The organism is Actinoplanes oblitus (assembly GCF_030252345.1).
Taxonomy (GTDB): domain Bacteria; phylum Actinomycetota; class Actinomycetes; order Mycobacteriales; family Micromonosporaceae; genus Actinoplanes; species Actinoplanes oblitus.
In genome coordinates, this window is record NZ_CP126980.1 from 5,118,885 (window position 1) to 5,139,688 (window position 20,804).

19 protein-coding genes are annotated in these 20,804 nt (G+C 73.5%); 11 read left to right on the plus strand and 8 right to left on the minus strand.

The genetic code is table 11. From position 1 onward, the window contains the following. Positions 1–5: 5 nt before the first annotated feature. From Actob_RS23110 to Actob_RS23120, 3 genes are all read left to right on the plus strand, one after another. Positions 6–521, plus strand: a complete 516-nt coding sequence (locus Actob_RS23110; protein ID WP_284913876.1) for a GNAT family N-acetyltransferase — start codon at positions 6–8, stop codon at positions 519–521. A 73-nt stretch (positions 522–594) separates the two neighbouring features. Further along, positions 595–1,668 carry an alpha/beta fold hydrolase gene (locus Actob_RS23115; RefSeq protein ID WP_284913877.1) on the plus strand — a complete coding sequence of 358 codons (1,074 nt, stop codon included), beginning with the start codon at positions 595–597 and terminating at the stop codon, positions 1,666–1,668. A gap of 49 nt (positions 1,669–1,717) precedes the next feature. Beyond that, a complete protein-coding gene (locus tag Actob_RS23120) occupies positions 1,718–2,146 on the plus strand; it encodes a PNPOx family protein (protein WP_284913878.1) in 429 nt (142 codons plus the stop codon). 42 nt (positions 2,147–2,188) lie between these two features. Here the strand turns inward: Actob_RS23120 and Actob_RS23125 are convergent, their stop codons facing one another. After that, positions 2,189–2,983 carry a phosphotransferase gene (locus Actob_RS23125; RefSeq protein WP_284913879.1) on the minus strand — a complete coding sequence of 265 codons (795 nt, stop codon included), beginning with the start codon at positions 2,981–2,983 and terminating at the stop codon, positions 2,189–2,191. 353 nt (positions 2,984–3,336) lie between these two features. Here Actob_RS23125 and Actob_RS23130 point away from each other — a divergent pair, with 353 nt between their 5' ends. After that, entirely contained in the window at positions 3,337–5,373 is a 2,037-nt protein-coding gene (locus Actob_RS23130; protein WP_284913880.1) for a response regulator, read from the plus strand. Between the two features lie 278 nt (positions 5,374–5,651). On the opposite strand, the gene Actob_RS23135 is transcribed toward Actob_RS23130, so the two are convergent. The 3 genes from Actob_RS23135 to Actob_RS23145 form a co-directional block, all read right to left on the minus strand. After that, entirely contained in the window at positions 5,652–6,632 is a 981-nt protein-coding gene (locus tag Actob_RS23135; RefSeq protein WP_284913881.1) for an AraC-like ligand-binding domain-containing protein, read from the minus strand. A 281-nt stretch (positions 6,633–6,913) separates the two neighbouring features. Then, positions 6,914–7,432: a LuxR family transcriptional regulator gene (locus Actob_RS23140; RefSeq protein WP_284913882.1), complete on the minus strand. Its 519-nt coding sequence runs from the start codon at positions 7,430–7,432 to the stop codon at positions 6,914–6,916. Then, positions 7,429–9,885 carry a LuxR C-terminal-related transcriptional regulator gene (locus Actob_RS23145; RefSeq protein ID WP_284913883.1) on the minus strand — a complete coding sequence of 819 codons (2,457 nt, stop codon included), beginning with the start codon at positions 9,883–9,885 and terminating at the stop codon, positions 7,429–7,431. Before Actob_RS23145 ends, Actob_RS23140 begins: the two co-directional genes overlap by 4 nt. Before the next feature lie 336 nt (positions 9,886–10,221). Between Actob_RS23145 and Actob_RS23150 the strand changes: the two genes are divergently transcribed. From Actob_RS23150 to Actob_RS23170, 5 genes are all read left to right on the plus strand, one after another. Then, complete coding sequence (locus Actob_RS23150; RefSeq protein ID WP_284913884.1) at positions 10,222–11,541, plus strand: P-loop NTPase family protein; 1,320 nt, start codon at positions 10,222–10,224, stop codon at positions 11,539–11,541. Further along, positions 11,534–13,342: a dynamin family protein gene (locus Actob_RS23155; RefSeq protein WP_284913885.1), complete on the plus strand. Its 1,809-nt coding sequence runs from the start codon at positions 11,534–11,536 to the stop codon at positions 13,340–13,342. Before Actob_RS23150 ends, Actob_RS23155 begins: the two co-directional genes overlap by 8 nt. Continuing rightward, positions 13,339–13,797, plus strand: a complete 459-nt coding sequence (locus Actob_RS23160) for a hypothetical protein (protein WP_284913886.1) — start codon at positions 13,339–13,341, stop codon at positions 13,795–13,797. The genes Actob_RS23155 and Actob_RS23160 overlap by 4 nt, the downstream gene beginning before the upstream one ends. A gap of 70 nt (positions 13,798–13,867) precedes the next feature. Beyond that, entirely contained in the window at positions 13,868–15,244 is a 1,377-nt protein-coding gene (locus tag Actob_RS23165; protein WP_284913887.1) for an MFS transporter, read from the plus strand. Continuing rightward, entirely contained in the window at positions 15,244–15,618 is a 375-nt protein-coding gene (locus Actob_RS23170) for a GntR family transcriptional regulator (protein ID WP_284913888.1), read from the plus strand. The genes Actob_RS23165 and Actob_RS23170 overlap by 1 nt, the downstream gene beginning before the upstream one ends. Before the next feature lie 151 nt (positions 15,619–15,769). On the opposite strand, the gene Actob_RS23175 is transcribed toward Actob_RS23170, so the two are convergent. Continuing rightward, complete coding sequence (locus Actob_RS23175) at positions 15,770–16,771, minus strand: NADP-dependent oxidoreductase (protein WP_284913889.1); 1,002 nt, start codon at positions 16,769–16,771, stop codon at positions 15,770–15,772. 130 nt (positions 16,772–16,901) lie between these two features. Between Actob_RS23175 and Actob_RS23180 the strand changes: the two genes are divergently transcribed. Further along, positions 16,902–17,486 carry a TetR/AcrR family transcriptional regulator gene (locus Actob_RS23180; RefSeq protein WP_284913890.1) on the plus strand — a complete coding sequence of 195 codons (585 nt, stop codon included), beginning with the start codon at positions 16,902–16,904 and terminating at the stop codon, positions 17,484–17,486. 29 nt (positions 17,487–17,515) lie between these two features. Here Actob_RS23180 and Actob_RS23185 read toward each other — a convergent pair whose 3' ends face one another. Then, positions 17,516–18,016, minus strand: coding sequence for an SRPBCC family protein (locus Actob_RS23185; RefSeq protein WP_284913891.1), 501 nt, complete (start codon positions 18,014–18,016; stop codon positions 17,516–17,518). Between the two features lie 40 nt (positions 18,017–18,056). On the opposite strand from Actob_RS23185, the gene Actob_RS23190 reads away from it, so the two are divergent. After that, positions 18,057–18,935, plus strand: a complete 879-nt coding sequence (locus tag Actob_RS23190) for an NmrA family NAD(P)-binding protein (RefSeq protein WP_284913892.1) — start codon at positions 18,057–18,059, stop codon at positions 18,933–18,935. A 183-nt stretch (positions 18,936–19,118) separates the two neighbouring features. Here the strand turns inward: Actob_RS23190 and Actob_RS23195 are convergent, their stop codons facing one another. Both Actob_RS23195 and Actob_RS23200 read right to left on the minus strand, forming a co-directional pair. Then, positions 19,119–19,391: an STAS domain-containing protein gene (locus Actob_RS23195; protein ID WP_284913893.1), complete on the minus strand. Its 273-nt coding sequence runs from the start codon at positions 19,389–19,391 to the stop codon at positions 19,119–19,121. 29 nt (positions 19,392–19,420) lie between these two features. Then, the gene (locus tag Actob_RS23200) at positions 19,421–20,707 is read right to left on the minus strand and encodes a GAF domain-containing protein (protein ID WP_284913894.1); all 1,287 of its coding nucleotides are present in this window, start codon (positions 20,705–20,707) and stop codon (positions 19,421–19,423) included. Positions 20,708–20,804: the final 97 nt, after the last annotated feature.

The window sequence follows — 20,804 nt, forward strand, 5'->3', positions numbered from 1 at the left end:
TCGCCATGGATGTGCAGCTGCGACCCGTACACAAAAATGATCTTGATTTGCTGGCCCGGTTCGATGTGGAGCCGGGACTGATCGGCCCGAACTGGTACGGGTTTCGGGACGCTGCCCGGCACCGGCGGCGCTTCGAGGCCGACGGCTGGCTCGGTGACGAGGACGGCCAGCTGATCGTGACCGCCGACGGGGAACCGGCCGGGTTCGTCGGGTGGCGCCCGGCCGGGTTCGGCGCCGGCCGTTACCGTACCATCGGCGTGGTGCTGCTGCCCGAGTGGCGGGGCCGGCGGATCGGGACCCGCGCGCAGCTGTTGCTGTGCCGCTACCTGTTCGCGCACACCAGCGTGCACCGCATCGAGGCCGGCACCCAGCCGGAGAACGTGGCCGAGCAGCGGGCCCTGCGGCGGCTGGGGTTCCAGCGCGAGGGCCTGCTGCGCGGCGCCGAGTTCCGCGACGGCGCCTGGTGCGACATCGTGGTGTTCGGGCTGCTGCGCGGCGAGCTGGCGGACGACGTGGCGTGACGCTCGGTCGGTCGCCGGTCGGGAAGGCCGGCCGGGAAGGCCGGTCGGTGCCGCCCCGGGCGATACTGGGCCGATGGACAGCCCGCCGCTGCGGTTCGCCCGCACCGAGGACGGCGTGACCCTGGGCTACCAGATGTTCGGCAGCGGCCCGGTCCTGGTGTGGATGCCGTCGCTGAGCAACATCGTCGCCCAGTGGCGGATCCCGGCGATCCGCGCCGCCTACCAGGCGCTGGCCCGGCAGGTGACGCTGGTGCTCTACGACGGCCGCGGCACCGGCAGCTCCGACCGGCGCATCGATCTCGGCGACCTCGGGGTGCCCGCGCACCTGCGGGACCTGCACGCCGTCCTGGACCACGCCGGGATCGCCCGGGCGTCGCTGCTGGGCTATTACCACGCGACGGCCACCGCGATCGCGTTCGCGGCCCGCCGGCCCGAGCGGGTCGACCGGCTGGTGCTCTTCGGCGGCGCGCCGCGGATGCGTGAGGCGATGCTGCCCGCCCAGACGCAGGCGCTGCTGTCGCTGATCGAGCAGGACTGGGACCTGTTCGCCGACGCCGCCGCCGCGGCCTGGCTGGGCTGGGACACGGGCCCGTCGAACCGGTGGACCGCCGAGGCGTTCCGGACCGCCACCACCGCGCCGGTCGCCAAGGCCTGGTTCGCCGCCGCCGAACGCATCGACGTGACCGGCGACCTGCCCCGGGTGCGCGCGCCGGCGCTGGTGCTGCACCGGCAGGGCCACCAGCAGATCCCGGTCGAGGTGTTCCGCCGGCTCGCCGCCGCCCTGCCCGACGCCCGCCTGGTCGAGCTGCCCGGCAGCACGCCGACGCTGTTCCTGGAGGACCCGGCCGCCGACCTGGGCCTGGTGACCGGGTTCCTGACCACCGGCACGGTCACCGCGGTGGCCGCTCGCAGCACCGGCACCGACACCCGGGTGGCCGGCCATCCGCTGACACCCCGGGAACGGCAGGTGCTCGGGCTGCTGCCCGACGGCGACTCCAACGCCGAGCTCGCCCGCCGGCTGGGGATCGCCGTGCACACCGTGGAACGGCACCTGGCCAGCATCTACCGCAAGATCGGCGCGCGTGGCCGGGCCGACGCGGTCGCCTACGCCCTGCGCCGGGTAACGGATTTCCGTCATCCGTCGTGACGGCCGCCGGTGATGCGCCGCCCCGGCCGCGCGCGCCACCATCGGCGGCATGAGTGTTTCCGCAGTCCCTGACAACACCTCGTGGCGTGTCGCCCGGGCCACCGCACCCGCCGTGCGGGTCCTGGCCGGGCGCCGGTTCTTCCCGCTGTGGGCGGTCGTGCAGCACCGGGGCCGGGTGTCCGGGCGGGCCCTGAGCGTGCCGGTCGCGGTGGTCGCCACCCCGGACGTCATCGTGATCAACCTGCCGTGGGGTGCGCGCACCAACTGGGTTCGCAACGTGCTCGCCGCCGGCTCGTGCACGCTGCGCTGGAAGGGCCGCACCCACCAGCTGGACCGCCCCGAGATCATCGGTGCGGCGGCGGCCCGCCCGTACTACTCGCCCGTGGCGTGGCGGCTGGCCCGCACCCTGTTCCCCGCCGACGCCTGGCTGCTGCTGCACCGCGTCCCAAGAGCAAAACCGGTTTCCGGTACGCGATGAGCACCCGCCCGCCCTCGCCGGCGCGCCCCGAGCCGTCACCGCTCAGGCGAGCATCACCCGGCGCAGCAGCGTGCGGTGCCGGGCGATCCACGAGGCGCTGCGCGCCCGCCAGGTGATCCCCCACAGGATCGGATAGCCGTCGGCGCCGACCGCCGCGGTGCTGTCGATGCGCACGGCCGCGTCGACCGCCTCGTGGCGGGCGCTGTGGATCGCGACGTCGGCGAGCCGGTCGACGAGCTCGTCGCGGGCGGCGCGGGGCAGGCCGTACCCGTCGGCGATGGCCCGGGCGTGCCGGGCCCGGGTGGGCGCGTCGGGCAGGTTCTGCAGCTCGGCGACGTCGTCGTCGACGAGGTGGGCGTTCAACCAGACGGTCTGGGCGAGCTCCCAGAGGCGGTCCACCGGCCCGGCGAACTCCCAGTCGATGAACGCCCGCGGCCGCCCGTGCTCGCCGACGATGTTCCACGGGGCGGTGTCGCCGTGACCGATCACCACGTCGTCGCCGCCGAGCTCACGCAGCCAGTGCGGCTGCCACGCGGCGCCGGCCGGTGGCGTGAACGTGGCGGTGGCGTCGTGCAGGCCACGCAGCAGCGTCCCGACTCCGGCCACCGCCTCGTCCGGCCAGGCGTGCGGGTGCGCGGACCGGCCCGGCACGAAGGTGCAGCCGTCCCCGGCCACCCGCGGCGCCCCGCCGAAACCGGCCCGCTCCAGGTGCCTGAGCAGGGCGAATATCGTGGGAGTCCAGGGCCCGGGGCGCTTGCGGACGACACCGTCGCGCAGGACCGCGTCCGCGGCGTGCCCGCCGGAACCCCACGTGCTCAGCTGCTCGGACGATGCCATCGGGTGCCCTCCGTCGCCGGTCGGCGTGCCTGGCAGAGGTCGAGCATCACCGCGCGCAGCCCGGGCCGCAAGCAGGTTGTGCCCGCGCCGGTGCGCGTCCCGGGAAGCCGCCTGCCGCTCGATGGCGTGGTTGCCGGGCCGGGGCCGGCAACCATCCGCGCCGGTCGGCGACGCCGTGGGCACGGCAGGCCGTGTCTGATTTCTCGGTTTCCTGCCGTTTAGGGGTACTCTCTGAAGGAGGTGCTCTGCTTGTGGACTTGCCATTCACCGCGATCGCGACTGCGGCCCGGGGTGGGATGGCAAGGCCCGGCCGGTTGGCCGGGTCCGCCTGAGGTGAGGCGGGGCGGGTAATCATGGTCGTTCTCCATCCCCTGATCTCCGCTGTCCAGGGCGACGGCTTCGTCGCCGCGCTGCTGGACAGCGTGCAGGCGGGGGTGCTGGTCTGCGACAACGACGGTCAGGCGCTGCTGTTCAACCAGGAGTTGCGCCGGATCCACGCGATACCCGACACCGCCTCGCCGCACGAGGCGATGACCATCGCCGTGGGCCGGCTGTACCACCTCGACGGCACCCCGATGCCATCGCAGGACCTGGCCATCACCCGAGCGCTGCACGGCCGGCACATCCGTGACGGGCAAGCGCTGCTGCTCGTGCCCGGCCTGCCGGAGCGCTACCTGCATGTCAACAGCCAGCCGATCGTCGCCGCCGACGGCTGCCAGAGCGGGGCCGTGGCCACCGTCATGGACGTCACCGTCCGGCGACGCGCGCAGCGTTTCCGCGACTGCGAGATACAGGTCGCGGACATTCTGGCCCGCTGCGACACGGTCCCCGAGGCGGTATCGGGTCTGCTGCGAGCGGTCGCCGCGGCATTGGACTGGCCCTATCTGGCGCTGTGGCTGGCCGACGAGGTCAGCGACAGCCTGCTCCCGGCCGGGGACTATGCCGCCGCCGGCCACGAGGATCTGACCGGCCTGCTGCCGCAGCGGATCGGCAGGCACGACCGTGGGCTGGGCCGGGTGTGGACCACCGGGCAACCACTCTGGATTCCCAGCCTCGCCGACATAGACCCGGCTCGCCTGCACACGCCCGGCGCGCCGGCCTTCATCCGAGCATGCGCCGCACGGGGACTGCGGACACTGGCCGCCGTGCCGGTGCCTTGCGGGGACACCACCGTCGGCGTGTTCAGCGGTGTGGCGCAGGCCGCCGAGCATGACAGGTTTCTGCTCACCGGCCTGCTCGACGCGGTCGCCGACCGGTTCGGGTACTACCTGTCGCGCCGCCACGCCGTCCAGCTCGCCCGGCAACTGGACCACGCCAAGAACGACCTGGTGGCCCTGGCCGGCCATGAACTGCGCACCCCGCTGACCTCGATCACCTCCTACACCCAGATGCTGCTCGACGACCCCAGCCCGGACCCGGCCGACGACCGGCGGTATCTGCAAGCGATCGACCGTAACGCCGCGAGGCTACGGGCCCTGGTCGACGACCTGCTCGACCTGGCCGCCCTCGACGCCGGGCACCTGCCCCTGGCCGACACTGTCGTCGACCTGTCCGCACTCGCCACGACAGCGTGCTCCGACCATCAGCCGGCAGCCGCCGTCACCGGGATCAGGCTGCGGTGCGACCTGCACCCGCGGGTCACCGTGACCGGTGACCCCGGCCGGCTCCGCCAGCTCACCGACCGGCTGATCACCCACGCCATCACCGCCAGCCCGGCCGGCGGGCACATCCACGTCACTCTCGGCCTCGTCGACGGTGCCGCCGCACTCACCATCACCCATCCGCGGCGCGACGACGACCCGGTCGATCTGTATCAGCGGCTGTCGGACACCAACACCACCGGCCTGGCCACCACCGGCGGCGCGAGCACCCTGGCCCTGACGCGCATCATCGCCGAACTTCACCACGGCACCATCACCGTGCACCCGGATCAGAGCGGCACCGCCACCATCACCGTGCGGCTACCGGCCGACTGCCCCGCCACCTCTGAGCCAGCGAAGGAAGGCATCATGCCCACCATCCTCATCGGGGAGAACGTGCCCGACATCGCCGACGTCTTGAAGCGGCTGTTCACCCGTGCCGGATACCAGACCCGCGTCGCCGGCACCGGCGATCTCACCCTGGCGAGCGCTCTCGCCGACCTCCCGGACCTGGTTGTGATGAATCCGTCGCTACCCGGCATCAACGGTCTCGACATCTGTCGCAAGCTACGCGCCGAACCCACCACCGAGCACCTACCGATCATCCTGCTGTCCGTACGCCACTACCCGGCCGAACAGGCCGCTGCCCGCGAAGCCGGCGCCGACGACTACATCGGCAAGCCCTTCGACAACAACGACCTGCTCGCCCGCGTCCATCATCTGCTGCAACGCCCCACCACCTCGGCCTGAACACCGGCCCCGGACCGGGGACCCGGAAACGCGGGGTCCGCAAAGCGTGCGCGTGCCCGCGCCGCCGACCTCGGCCTCGACGAGGTCCGCCACGACGTCGTCACCCCTGCGCGCGACGACGCGATCCGGACGTGCGGAAGGAGTCCGATTCGTCACTGCGCGTCATCGGCGGACCGGATCGGGTCCGGTGCCGATGGCCGGCCGCAGGTCGGCGCGGTTCGCGTAGTCGTTGGTCGGTGTGCGGCGCCGTCGGTGGTGATGGCGCGCACGGGGGCCGCTCAGGGCTGGTGCTGGTGCCGCCAGTCGCGGGGGCAGAGGCCGTAGGCGGCGCGGAACAGCTTGCTGAAGTGGGCGTAGTCGGTGAAGCCCCACCGGGCGGCGATCGTCGTGATGGAGCAGCCGGCGCGCAGCGGGTCGCCGAGGTCGGCGCGGCAGCGTTCCAGCCGGGCGGCGCGGATCGACCCGGCGACCGTCTCGCCCTGCTCCTGATACAGCTGGTGCAGCAGGCGGACCGAGATGTGGTGGGCGGCCGCGATGCTGCGCGGGGTCAGCCCCGGATCGCCCAGTCGCTGCTGGACGAAGGCCTGGATCGAGGTGTGCAGCACCCGCCGCCGCGATTCCGGTGACGCCGGGCGCCCCGCGTCGTCGCCCAGCTCATGGCTGAGGACCGCGGTCATCAGGTCGAGGACCACCGGGGCCAGCCGGGACGCGTCGGCGGCGGTGTACCGGGTGGCGTCGGTCAGCAGCCGGTCGACCACGTCGACCATCAGGGCGGCGACACCGTGCCGGCCGGCGATCGGTGCGGCGATCATGCTTTTGACGAGGTTGTCCGCGACCGGCAGCAGGCCCCGGGAGACCGTCAGGGTCACCAGGTGCAGCCGGCCGTTGATCGTGCGCCGCGAGCCGTGGAACGGCCGGGAGGTGTCGTAGAACGCCATCTGGCCCGGGGTCAGCCGGGGGCTGCGATCGCCCTGCGTCATCTGGATGCGGCCGCGCAGGGCCAGCAGCAGCCGGAACGCCTCGGGGTCGCTGCGGCGGATCAGCCGCCGCGGCCGGCTGATCTCCACGTGGGCGTCGTCGGTGGCGCTCACCGAGCACACCTCGACCTGGCCGAGCATCATCAGGCCCATCCGTACCCGGATCGGCGCGCCCGGATCGGCGTGCACGTTGACCGGGACCAGGGCCTGCCCGACGGCCTCACGGTAGCCGGCGAGCCGCTCCGCCGCGGGAAGGTCGTCGCTGCTGAAGATCTCGCGCATCGTCTGTCCCCCTGTTGTCGTCGCCGGGGTGCGGAGTCGCGGCCGGCCGCGGGGCGTGTCGCCACGGCGGTGCCGCGGTGGTGGCGGCGCACGTGGTGCGTCGAGGCCATCATGGACGACGGTGTCGACAACCGGCACGGCGACGGGGCCGCCGGGCCGCGGGTGGGCGAGCGCTGGGCAGTGGGGGCGGTGGGCGTACCGGAAATCGGGCTGACCGGGATCGGCGGCGGCCGTGAGCGGGCGGGCGGTCCGGATGCGGATGCCGCAGGCGACGCGGGAGGTCAGTCGGGCTGGCGCTGGCGCAGGTAGGCCAGCACGGCTTCGCGGGTGGTGCGCACCCCGAACAGGGCGCGGGCCTCGGCGATGCGGCGGTTGGCGGTGCGCAGGGACAGGAATTCGGCGGCGGCCGCGGCGGCGATGGTGTCGCCGGCGGCGAGCCGGTCGAGCAGGGCGCGTTGTTCGGGGATGAGGCTGGCGACCGGGTCGGCGCCGCGGTGCACGGTGCCGATCCGGCCGAGGTCGTCGATGAGGGCGCGCCCGGCGGTGGACTCGGCGTTGCAGACGGCGACGACGCCGGCGCCGCGGGCGGCGGCGAGCACGGCCAGCGCGACGGTGTCGGTGTCGTCGTCGCCGATGCGCCCGTGCAGGACGATGCGGTGCGCGGCGACGTCCCAGGCCGGGTCGGGCAGGGCGAATCCGGGCCGGGCCGTCCAGCCGTCGCGGGCCAGGCGGCGCAGGACGGTGTCGGCCTCGGCGGAGGTGGCTACGACGTGCCGTGGGGCGTCGGGCTGTGTGTTCACCGGCCATCCTCGCTGTTGTCGCTGGTGCCGCGGCCGGTGTCCGGCCGGGCGAAGGCCAGGGCGGCGGCTTCGGTACGGGTGCGGGCGCCGAGTTTGCGCATGCTGGCGCGGATGTGGGTGTCGACGGTCTCGGTGGAGATGCCGAGCTGCCCGGCGATGCGGCGGGTGGGTTCCCCGGCCGCGACCAGGCGCAGCACGTCCTGTTCGCGCTGGGTGAGCCCGCCCTCGGAGCGGCGCCCGCGCACGTCGCGGTGCACCCGGTGGGCGCGCAGGCCGCGCCGGGCCCGGCCGGCCAGCACGGTGAGCCCGGCGGTGTCGGCGAGCTCCTCGGCGCGCAGCAGGGCGGCCACGGCCCGGTCCCGGTCGGTGTCGGTGAGCCCGGCCGCGAGCAGGCAGCGGATCTGTTCGCGCAGGGCGACCGGGTGCCAGCTGTCGGCGGCGGCGGGGAAGCCGGTGCCGACGGCCCAGGCGGTCAGGGTGCGCCGGGCGGGGCCGGGCAGTCCGGTGGGGATCGGGGCGTGCGCGGTGAGGCCGAGGTCGTGGGCGGCCCAGCGGGCGGTGATCGCGTGTAGGCCGGCGAGCAGCCCGTCGCCGGTCGCGGTGCCGGTGCCGCGCTCGGGTTGCCCGTCGAGCCAGGCGGCTTCGCGGGTGACCCAGTCGGCGGCCGGGTGTGCCGGTGCGGTGGCCAGCCGGGCGCGGGCGGCGGCGAGCAGGCCGGTGTCGGCCTCGATCAGGGCGGTGGCGGCGGTGGCGTAGGCGCGGGCCTGCTCGGGCAGGGCCAGGTCGGTGAGGTTGCCGGCCTGCCGGAGCACCGCCTCGGGGTCGGTGTCGTCGCGCCGGCCGTGCAGGGCGAGGGCCCAGTCGGCGGCGGCCAGGAACCGGGTCTGCCAGCCGTAGGCCAGGGCGGTGCCGGCCGCGTCGGCGGCGCGCCGGGCGACGACGGCCGATTCGGTGAGCCGGCCGTCGGCGGCCAGGTGCTCGACCAGCAGCCAGGCGCTCCACCGGCTGATCAGCGGGTCGCCGGCCGGGTCGGCGGCCTGCGCCAGGGCGGTGTCCCAGCCGGGGACGCGGTGCTCGGCGCGGACGGCGGCCAGGGCGGCGGCGACACCGGGCGGCGGTGCCGGGTGCCGGGTGGCGATCTTGTCGGCCAGGTCGAGGGCGGACATCGGGGCGGTGTGCAGGGCGGCGAGCAGCAGGACCCGGTCGCGGGCGGCCAGGACCGCGGTGGCGGCGGTGTCCGGGACGCCGGTGACCGCGTCGCGGGCGGCCTCCGGGTCGCCGGCCTGCAGCAGGGCCTCGCCGCGCAGCACGGCGACTTCCAGGGCCAGCGGTGCGGCGGCGCCGGTGGGGCGGGCGCCGGCCGCGGCCAGGACGGTGGCGGCGTCGGCGGGCCGGCCGGCGACCAGGGCGGCGTCCGCGGCGGCCAGGCGTACCCGCAGGTCGACCGGGGTGTCCAGGCCGCAGGCGAACAGCAGCAGGTCGGCGCGTTCCCCGGCGGTGGCGTGGTCGGCGGCGGCCAGGGCCTGCCGGTACGCCCCGGCCGGGTCCCCGGCGGCGGCCAGGTGCCGGGCGGCCTCGGCCGGCGGGGTCAGCTGGGCGAGCCGCTGGTGCATGTCGGTACGGGCGGCGGCGTCGAGCAGGCCGGCGGCGGTCTCGGCGACGTAGGCGGAGACCGGGGACAGCGCGCCGCCCGGCTCGGCCCGCACCAGCCCGGCGGCGTGCAGGTCGGCGGCGCCGGGACCGAGCAGGGCGGCGTCGGCGGGCCGGCCGAGCAGGCCGAGGGCGGCCAGCGCGGTGCGCGCCGGGCGGGGCAGGTCGGCCAGGGCGGTGGCGATGGCGTACCCGATCTGGTCGATGTCCTGCCCGGCGGGGGCGCGCCCGGCGCCGGCCTGCCGGGCCAGCGCGATGATCGCCAGCGGGTTGCCGCCGGCCCGGGCGAGCACCTGGGCGAGGGTGGCCTCGTCGAGGCGCGCGGCGGTGCGCCGGGCCAGGGCCAGGGCGTCGTCGCCGGTCAGCGGCGGCACGCCCAGCCAGGCGGTGGCCGCCTCGCGCAGCGCCTGGTAGGCCTGGTCGCTCAGCCGGTGCGGGGTGCGCAGCGCGACCAGGACCCGGCAGGTGCGGGCCAGGTGCGGCAGGGCGGCGAGGGTGGCCGGGTCGCAGTGCTGCAGGTCGTCCAGGACGAGCAGCCCGCCCCGGACCCGGGACCGGACCGCCTCGGCCAGCAGGTGCACGTCGTCGCCGGGCAGCCGGGCGCGGACCGCGCGTGACAGGGCCAGGGCGGGCACGCCGGCGAGCATGGCCAGGCCGCCGCCGCTGTGCACGGGGCCGCCGGCGGCGGTGGCGATGCGCTGCAGCAGGGTGCTGCGGCCGCAGCCGGGCGGGCCGGTCAGGACGACGAGGGCCGGGCCGTGACGCAGAGTGGAGGATGCGGCCAGGTAAGGCTCGTCCGCCACTAGTGTCCTCCTCGCCTGGCACGAACTCGGGATCCCCGACGCGTCATCGGCATCCTAGGCTGTGCGGCGGGCAGGTGATCGTCCTGCCATCGCCGCGAGAAGGGCCCCGTTCGTGACGTCGACTGCCGCGTCCCGCACATTGTCGCTGACAGTGTGCTGCGCTGACGAGTCGTGGTGACCGGCCCGCTCAGCCACCGTCTGGCTACACTGTGTCACGAGATCGTCACGGAATTCGGTTCCCACGCTGGTGGCCAGGTACGACAGATCGGCAACCGTCTACACGAACCGTTACGGGTGGCGATCGCGGGTCGCCTGAAAGCCGGAAAGTCGACACTAGTGAACGCCCTGATCGGCCGGCGGGTCGCCCCGACCGCCGCCGGCGAATGCACTAGAGTCGTCACCCGCTTCCGGTACGGGCCGGCCGACCGCATCGACGTCGTCACCCGCGACGGCGCCCGCCGCAGCCTGCCACTCGACGACGACGGCATGATCCCCGCCCGGCTCGGCGTGCCCGCCACCCGGGTCGCCTACCTCGACGTCACCCTCACCAACGACCGGCTGCGCACCCTCACCGTCGTCGACACCCCGGGCCTGTCCTCCACCGACACCGCCAGCAGTGACCGCGCCGCCCGCGTCGTCGGCGACGCGCCCTTCGACGACGACATCGACGCCGACTCCGAACGTGAGGTCGCCGCCGCCGAAGCCGTCGTCTACGTGTTCACCCAGGCCGTGCGCGCCGACGACGTACGCGCCCTGGACGCCTTCCACGACGCCTCCGCCCGCCTCGCCGCCTCCCCGATCAACGCCCTCGCCGTCCTGGCCAAGGTCGACACCCTGGCCGGTGGCGCCGACGACCCGTGGCCGATCGCCGCACCCCTGGCCCAGCAGCAGGCCGGCCTGCTGGCCCGCACCGTCGGCGACGTCGTCCCGCTGGCCGGGCTGCTCGCCGAGACCGCCGGCGCCGGCCGGCTCACCGACGCCGACCGCGACGCCCTCACCCGCCTGGCCGCCCTGCCCGGCCCCGACCTGCAGCTGCTGCTGACCTCCGTCGACCTGTTCCGCACCGGGCCCGCCCCGCTGGACGCCGAGCGCCGCGAACGCCTGCTCGCCCGCCTCGACCTGTACGGCATCGGCTACGCCTGCGCCCAGCTGGCCGCCGAACCCCGCCTGGGCACCGGCGAACTGGTCCGCCGGCTGCTCGCCGTCTCCGGCTTCCCCCGGCTCGCGCACACCCTGCGGCAGTCGTTCGGCTGGCGCTCCGACGCGATCAAAGCCGGCTGGGCGCTGACCCGGCTGGAACGCCTGGCCGGGCACACCGGCGACCCGCGGCTGCGCACCCGGGTCCGCGACGCCCTCGAAGACGTGCTGCGCGACCCCGCCTACCACCGGCTGCGGCTGCTCGACGCCGCCCAGCGCGCCGCCACCGGCGCCGTGCGGCTGCCCGCCGACCGGGAGACCGAACTGATCCGGCTGGCCACCTCCGACGACCCGGCCTACATCCTGGGCCGGCCCGGCGCCGGCGCGAAGGACCTGATCGCCGCCGCCGGCCGGTGGCGCGCCTACGCCGTCGACGGCGCCGGGCCCGCCCAGGCCCGGATCGCGCACATCGCCCACCGCGGCTTCCAGCTGCTCGCGCAGGAGGTACGCCATGCGTGACCTGACCGCCACCCTGGACACCGCCGTCCGCGACGCCCTGGCCTATCTGCGCACCACCGACATGGACGCCGCCGCCGACCTCGCCGAGCTGCGCCGCCTGCACCTGACCCGGCCCGGCATCGTCGTCGTCGGCGAAACCAAACGCGGCAAGAGCTCGCTGGTCAACGCGCTGCTCGGGGTGCCCGGCCTGTCCCCGGTCGACGTCGCCGTCAGCACCGCCGCCTACCTCGACGTCGTGCCCGGCGACACGTTCACCGCCCGCGCCTGGCTGCCCGAGGGCGGCGAACCCGTCCCGGTCGACGACCTGGCCGACTGGGCCGCCGGCCGCCGCCGCGCCCGCCGCATCGAGATCACCCACCCGGCGCCGCTGCTGCGCTACCTGAGCCTGCTCGACACCCCCGGCGCCGGGGGCCTCGACCCGGCCCACGCCACCATCGCCCTGGACGCGGTCCGCCGCGGCACCGCCCTGCTGTTCGCCGCCGACGCCTCCGCCCCGCTGTCGCGACCCGAACTCGACTTCCTCGCCCAGGCCGCCGAACGCGTCGACGCCGTCGTGTTCGCCCTCACCAAGATCGACGCGTACCCGCAGTGGCGGGGCATCGCCGAGGACAACCAGGCCCTGCTGCACGCCCACGCCCCCCGGTTCGCCGCGGCACCCTGGTTCCCGGTCTCGGCCCGCCTGGCCGAACTCGCCCTGGCCGCCACCGACCCCGACCGGCAGGCCGCCCTCGCCGACGCCTCCAGGATCCCCGGCCTGCAGCACGCCCTGATCGAACTCGCCGGCCGCGGCCACCAGCTGCAACTGGCCAACGTGCTGCGCGCCGCCCGCGGCGAACTGGGCCGCCTGCAGGGCCTGGCCGAGGCCACCGTGCAGGCCGCGGCCGCCGACCCGGCCCGCCACGCCGGCCTGCGCGCCGACCGGGCCGCCCTGGCCGCCCGCAAACGCACCGAATCGCGGCAGTGGACCCTGCTGCTCGGCGCCGAGATCCAGCGCGCCCGGGTCGAGACCGTCGGGCTGCTGCGCAGCCGCATCGCCGACCTGCAGCAGGAGATCGGCGCCCGCATCGAGACCTCCCGCGGCGACCAGCTCAGCAAACTCCCCGACGACCTCGACATCCACCTGCAGGCCGTGGCCGCCACCGTCTCCGAACACCTGCAGACCACCTTCGCCCAGGTCGCCGAGACGGTGCTGGCCAGCGCGTTCGACACCGGCGAGCGCGACGCCGTGCTCGGCAAGGTCAACGCGACGCTGCGGCACACCCTGGCCGCCACCCCGCCGCGCGACGGCTCCGGCGACAACCTGCTGATCGCCCTGTCCGCCGGCGGCATCGCGTTCATGGCCGGCCGCGGCGCCGCCCTGGGCATGTCGGTGCTCGGCGCCGCCGGCGGCCTGCTCGTCCCGGTCGCCGGCCTCGGCCTCGGCCTGGCCGCCGGCGGCTACGTGCTGTACCGCCGGCGCGTGCACAGCGACCGCCAGCACGCCCGGACCTGGCTGCGTGACGTGCTCGGCGAGGCCCGCGCCGCCCTCGCCGACGAGATCACCGTCCGGTTCACCGACCTGCAGTACGCCCTGTCGGTGGCCCTCGACGACGCCGTCGAACGCCGCCTCAAGGACCTCGACGCGCAGATCGCCGAGATCGACGCGGCCGCCGCCGAGGACGCGGCCGGCCGCGCCAGACGCCGCGCCGCGGCACAGCAGCAACTCGACACGGTACGGGTACGGGTACGGCAGGCCGACGAGGCGCTGCTGCGGGCCCGGGCGTTGACGCCGGCACCCATCGACGACGAAAGGCAGAAATGAGCGACCACTGGGGTGGCTTCGACCACCACGACGATCTTCCGGATCTCGCCGACACGCACGACGTGCCGCAAGCCCACGATCTGCCGGACCTCTCCGACATCGCGGAGCATCACGAGGACGATGTTCCCGCATGGGAGCACCACGATCCGGTGCTCGATCACGACGATCTTCCGGACACCCCCGACACGCACGACGTGACGGCGGACGACTTCCCGCCCGCCCTCGACGTCGGCGACCTGCCCGAGCCCGTCGACGGCTTCCCCTGGGTCGACGCCGCCACCCTCGGCACCCCCGGCGCCTACCAGCCGGACGTCGACCCGGTCGACCCGCACGAGCTGGCCGCCTCCGCCGGCGTCGAGATCCCCGAGGGCACCGATCCGTGGACCGCCCTCGCCGCCTCCGACGACCCCGCCGTCAGCGCCCTCGCCCGCTGGTGGACACCCGATGAACAGTGAGAAGAATCTCGCCTGAACGACCCGCGGATGGCATCATGTGCCCGCACCGACGAACCCTGGAGCGCACACGATGGCCGTCACCGGCACCCCGACCCCCGTCCCGGCCGGTAAACGCGAACGCACCGGCTGGTACCTCTACGACTGGGCCAACTCGGCGTTCTCCACCACGGTCATCACCGTCTTCCTGGGGCCGTTCCTGACCAGCGTCACCGAACGGGCCGCCGGCTGCGCCATCGACGCCGATGAATGCCACGCCAGTGTGCACCCGCTCGGCATCACCGTCGCCGCCGGCTCCTACTTCCCCTACCTGGTCTCGCTGTCCGTCCTGCTCACCGTCTTCGTCCTGCCCGTCATGGGCGCCGTCGCCGACCGCGCCCCCCGCAAGAAACCGCTGCTCGCCACCGCCGCGTTCGTCGGCGCCGCCGCCACCGTCGCGATGGCCTTCGTCACCGGCGAGCGCTACCTGCTCGGCGGCGTCCTCTTCCTGATCGCCAACATCGCCTTCGGCGCCTCGATCGTCGTCTACAACTCGTTCCTGCCCCAGCTCGCCGGCCCCGACGACCGCGACAAGATCTCCAGCCGCGGCTGGGGCATCGGCTACCTCGGCGGCGGCGTCCTGCTGCTGCTCAACCTCGTCGCCGTCACCCTGTTCAGCCAGGACGACAACCCGCAACGCACCCTCGACCTGGCCCGCTGGTCCATCGTGTCGGCCGGTGTCTGGTGGGCCGCGTTCACCCTGCTGCCCCTGCTCTGGCTGCGCGAACACCCCGGAGCCGACAGCACCGCCCAGCGCGGCAACGTCCTCACCGACGGCTTCCGCCAGCTCGGCCACACCCTGCGGGCGATGCGCGCCTACCCGCTCACCCTCGCCTTCCTCGGCGCCTACCTGATCTACAACGACGGCATCCAGACCGTCATCTCGCTGGCCAGCCAATTCGGCACCGAAGAACTCCACCTCGAACAATCCACGCTGATCATCACCATCCTGATCGTGCAGTTCCTCGCCTTCGGCGGCGCCCTGCTGCTCGGCGCCCTCGCCCACCGCATCGGCGCCCGCAACACCATCCTGGTCGCCCTGGCCCTGTGGCTCGGCGTCGTCATCGCCGCGTTCTGGCTACCCGCCGAAGCACCCGTCCCGTTCATGCTGCTCGGCGCCGGCATCGGCCTGGTCATGGGCGGCAGCCAAGCCCTCAGCCGCAGCCTGTTCTCCCAGCTGATCCCAGCCGGCCGGGAAGGCGAGTACTACGGCTTCTACGAGATCAGCGACAAAGGCACCAGCTGGCTCGGCCCGCTGTTCTTCGGCCTGATCTTCCAGCTCACCGACAGCTACCGCCTCGGCATCGTCTCGCTCGTCGTGTTCTTCGTCGCCGGTGGCATCCTGCTCGCCCTCGTCCCCATCCGGCGCGCCATCGTCGCCGCCGGCAACACACCCCCGAAGCTGGTCTGATGCCCGTGCTCGCCGACGACATCACGCTCGACCCGGACTCCCCGATCCCGCCCTACGAACAGGTCCGGCTCCGCATCGCCGCCCTGGCCGCCGGCGGCGCCCTGGCCGCCGGCACCAAACTGCCCCCGGTCCGGCAACTCGCCACCGACCTCGGCCTGGCCGCCAACACCGTCGCCCGCGCCTACAAGGAACTCGAACAAGCCGGCCTCGTCGAAACCCGGGGACGGGCCGGGACAGTGGTCACGGCCCGCGCCACCGGGACGTCGCTGCGGGCCCAGACCGCCGCTGTGGCGTACGCCCAGACCACCCGCTCCCTGGGCATCCCCACCGAGACCGCGCTCGCCCTGGTCAAAGCCGCCCTGGAAGCCGGCTGACCCCGCCGGGGCCGCACGCCGGCCGGTGCCGCTGGACCTGACCACGGACCGGCGCCTGCGCGACGCCGCCGCGGCCGGGCAGGACCGGGCCGGCACCGTCCCGGCCGCCGCCGGCCGGTCTGCCGGTGCCGTCCGGGATACCGGAAGGCGATCAGATCATCGAAATGACGATCTTGCCCCTGGTGGTGCCCCTGGCGATCTGGTCGAGGGCTTGCGGCGTGGCGGAGAAGGGGAAGACGCGGTCGACAACCGGCCGGATGGTCCCGTTCTCCACGAGGGCGGTGATCTCGCTGAGTTGTCTGCCGTCGGCCCGCATGAACAGGAACGAGTAGTCGACCCCGAGCCGTGCGGCTTTGCGCCTGGTCGGCAGGCTGAGCAGCCGGGTGGCGATCTTGAGGAGAGGGTTGCCGCCGATCTCGCGGGCGAAGCCGGGGTCGGGCGGTCCGGCGATGCCGATGACCTTGCCGCCCGGCTTGAGGATGCTCATCGATTTCGCCACGCTGCCCGGGCCCTGACTGTCCAGGACGACGTCGTAGCCTTCCAGCAGGGTGGCGAAGTCCTGGCTGCGGTAGTCGATGACGATGTCGGCGCCCAGATCCTTGAGGAAGCCGGCGTTCGCGGCACTCGCGGTGGTGGCCACGGTGGCGCCGAGGTGTTTGGCGAGCTGGATGGCGATGGTGCCGACCCCGCCCGAGCCGGCCTGGACGAGAACCTTCTGACCGGGTCGCACGTTCGCGCGTTCGACCAGGGCCTGCCAGGCGGTCAGGGCGACCAGGGGCAGCGACGCGGCCTCGGTCATGGTGAGGTTGGCCGGCTTGAGCGCGAGGTCGTCCTGGCTCACGCTGAGCAACTCGGCGAAGGTGCCGATCCGGTCCTTGCCGGGGCGGGCGTAGACCTCGTCGCCCGGCTGGAACGCGTGGACCCCGGCACCGACCCGGACGACGACGCCGGCCAGATCGTTGCCCAGGACCAGCGGCAGCCGGTACGGCAGGACCAGCTTCAACTCCCCCGCCGCGATCTTGGTGTCGAGCTGGTTGACGCCCGCCGCGTGAATGCGGACCAGGACCTCGCCGGCCGCGACGTCCGGCTCGGGCAGCTCGGCGAGCCGGACACCCTGATCACTGCGGTACCGGTCGATGACATAGGCCTTCATGGCATTCCCCTGATGGTGGAAGCGGAGACGGTGACGGGCGCCGCGTGGTCCGGCCCGGCCAATTGTAGTATGGTCGTAATTCCAAAGGGCCGGAACATGACGTGCAACACCCGAAGGACGAGGAGGAACCGTGGCGCGCTACGGCAAGGAGCACAAGGAAGTCACCCGGCGGCGCATAGTGAACAGCGCCGGCCGCCGGCTGAAGAAGGACGGCCTGGACGGCTCCGGCGTGGCGACACTGATGGCCGATGCCGGGTTGACCAACGGCGCGTTCTACGCGCACTTCGAGTCCAAGGACGACCTGATCGCCGCGACCATCGCCGACCAGCTCCAGCAACAGCGGATACTCCTGCGGCAGCTCGCCGCCGAGCCGGACGGGTTCACCCGCTTCGTGCACGGATACCTGTCACCGGAACACCGCGACGATCCCGAGGGCGGATGCCCATCCGGGGCCCTGCTCGACGAGGTGGCCCGCAGCTCGCCGGCGATCCGCCGCGCCTACAGCGCGGGCATCCTCGGCGTGGCCGACGACCTGGCGGCACTGATGGCGCCGGACGCCCCCACGGCCGGACGGCGTGAAGCGCTGGGATACATCGCGATCCTCGTCGGATCGCTGCAACTGGCCCGCGCGATCGACGACCCGCAGGAATCCGCGACGGTGCTCGCCGAGGCGATCCGGTCCATCTCCGCGCTCCTCACCACCACGAAGAGCTGAATCCGCACGTCAGGCGCGCAAACCGCACCTCACCCGGCCGACCCCTCCGCCAGCCGCTTGAACGTGAGCAACTGCCGGCGCGCCATCACCAGATCACCGAGACACACCGCCCACGCCACCAACCGGTTACCACCCATCACCACCTTCAGCAGCAACCGCGTCGACCCGTCCGGCTGCGGCACCAACACATACGACATCACCGCACCCATGATCCGCGCGGTCAGCTCCCGCCCCGGCACGACCGCCAGCACCCGGCCCTGCGGCCGCCCACCGGTACTCGTGACCGGCTCACCCACCCGCGGCTCCGCCACCTCCACCAGACGCCGCGGCGAACGCCGCCCCAGATTGTCGATCCAGTCGTAGGAATACGGCCCCAACCGGATCTGCCGCACCCACGCCCACACCCGCTCCGGCGGCGCCGCCACCCGCACCCCGCGCCACGCCCGCAACACCGGATCGACGACGAAGTCATCACACGGATAACGACGCACCGTCTCGCCGCCGGACACCCCCCACCGATCACCGAGCATGTCCCCATTCTTGTCACACCCCCGGAGTAGGCAAGAGGGCATGACTATCGCCGTCACCACACCCACCGGCAACGTCGGCTCCCGCACCGTGCGCCTGCTCGCCCAGGCCGGAGCACGCCCCCGCGTCCTGCTGCGCGACCCCACCCGCCTCGACCCCGGCCTGCACGACCTTGTCGACATCGCCCACGGCGACCTGCGCGACCCCGCCTTCGTGCACACCGCCACCGAGGGCGTCGACACCCTGCTCTGGATCACCCCGGAGGACTTCTCCGCCGCCGACCCACTCGCCGACATGGCCACCCTCGTCGACGCCGGCACCGCCGCCGTCCGCGCCCACCGGATCCCCCGCATCGTCCTGATCAGCAGCGTCGGCGCCGAGCTCGGCACCGGCGCCGGCCTGATCGACGGCCTCGCCCACAGCGAGCACGCCTTCACCGCCACCGGCGCGCACGTGCACACCCTGCGCTGCGGCTACTACTACACCAACCTGCTCGCCATGACCGGCGAGCTGCGCACCGGCCGCCTCACCACCACCGCCGACCCCGACCGGCCGATGCCCTGGGTCGACCCCCGCGACATCGGCGACATCGCCGCCGCCCGCCTGCTCAGCCCGCACCGGACCGGCACCGCCGTCCAAGCCGTCCACGGCCCCGCCGACCTCACCTGGACCCAGGCCGCCGACATCCTCTCCGCCGCCCTCGACACCACCATCACCGTGCACCAGGTGACCGACGAGACGATGGCCGCCCGCCTCACCCAGACCGGCATGTCCACCAAAGCCGTCGCCGCCATCCTGGCCATGACCAGCGGCCTGCGCGACGGCTTCACCCCCGAGCAGCCCCGCACCCCGCTGACCACCACCCCGACCACCCTGCACGCCTGGGCCGTCACCACCCTCGCCCCCGCCCTCACCGCCTGACCCGGGTCACCGGCATCGGCACGCTGAGGGCTGTCACGGTACGCCCGTCGCGCGGCTTCCCCGCCTGCTCCACGCAGGCCACGGCACCGTCCTGTTCAGAGGCCATGCTCGACTCGAAACCACCCGGGCGTACCGGCAGCCACCGTGCCGCCATCCGGCCGGCCTCGCTCCCGGCGACAGCTGCTACGAGCCGGTGAGCGTGTCCAAGAGCCCGACCAACTCCAGGATCCGGCGGATCGACGGCCGCGGCTTCACCAGCCGCAAGACGATACCCGCGTCCTGCGCCTCGCCGTAGGCACGATCGAGAACCCCGATGCCCGACGAGTCACAGAAGCCGACCCCGCCGAAATCCACCACGATGCTCGTCACGCCCGGCTGGACGACCGCCTCGTGCAACGCCTTGTACAGCACGTCGGCGGTCGCCATGTCCAGCTCCCCGGCGACGAGGACGGACACGACACCCGCATCGGCGCGGACGCTCACCTTCATCGGCGACCGGCTCGATTGAGGTACGCGGCCAGGCCGCCAAGCTCCTCGTTCGCGATGAACACCGACCGGACGTTGACGATCGCCTCCTCGACGTGGGCGGTGCAACCCCACGCCGAATCACCCCACGAATCCGCCACCTTGATCTCCGCCGGTTCCGTGCACCCCGCCACCCCACCCAGCTGACAGTGCTCCGGATGCGGCAGATTGGCCTGCAGGGCCGCCGCGGCACGCATCTGAGCCGCCAGCTCCGCGGCGTCCTCGGCCCGCTGCTCGGCCTCGGCACGAAGCTTCCGCTCCGCCCGCACCGTCCTGGCCAGCTCCTCCAACGCCGACGCCGCACGAGCCTCGGCGGCCAGCTTCCCCTGCTCGATATGGTGCCGCTCGATCGCCAAGGCCGCGGTATCGGTGAACAGCCGGGCCAACGCGAGATCGATCTCCTGCGGAGCCCGCGGCGTGCGGTGATACATGGCGAAGGTGCCCAGCAGACTGCCATCACGCGCCAGGATCGGCATCGACCAGCACGCCGCCAACCCGGCCGCCTCGGCCAGATCCCGGAAATCCGCCCAAAACGGATCGGTGGCGATGTCACTGACGATCACCGGCTCCCGGCGGTGCGCCGCCGTACCACACGAACCAACCCCGTCACCGATGGCAATACCATCGATGGCCCGATTGTAGAAATCCGGGAGACTGGGCGCCGCCCCGTGATGCAGATGCCGGCCACCCGAATCGGCGAGCAGCACCGAGACCAGCACCCCGTGCGGCGAAAGACTCTCGATGGACCGCGCCATGCCGTCCAGGACATCACCCAACGGCGCCTGCCGGGCAATCTGCTCCAACAACGCCCGATGCTTGCTCATCAATCGCTGCGCATGCTTGACCTGAGTCGTCTCGACACCGATCACCCGGATGCCGATCACCTCGCCGGAACTGCCCCGCCGCGGCTCGTAGGTGAAGTCGAAATAGCTCTCCCGCACCTGTGCGCCGGTGCCCAGCAGCACCCGGGCATTACGACTGGCATAGGGCTCACCGGTGCGATAGACCCGGTCCAGCAGATCCAGGAAGCCCTGACCGGCCAGCTCGGGCAACAGCTCGGCGACCGGGACCCCGGTGCGGGCCCGCTCCTCACCGATGGTCGAGAAGAACGCCGGATTCGCCACCTCCAGCACATGCGAAGGCCCGGAGAGCAGAGCGAACACGGCGATGGACTGCCCGAACAGCGCCTGCAGATCCTCATCGGCCGGTTCCTCGCCGACCGACCGCTGCTCTGGTACCGCCCTCATGATGTGTGGTGCCTTTCGTCTGCGGTGCACGGGCAAGGGCAGTCTCGGTGATCGGGGGCAGACCGCCGAGGCAGCGCCCAAGCCCCGACCCGCCACC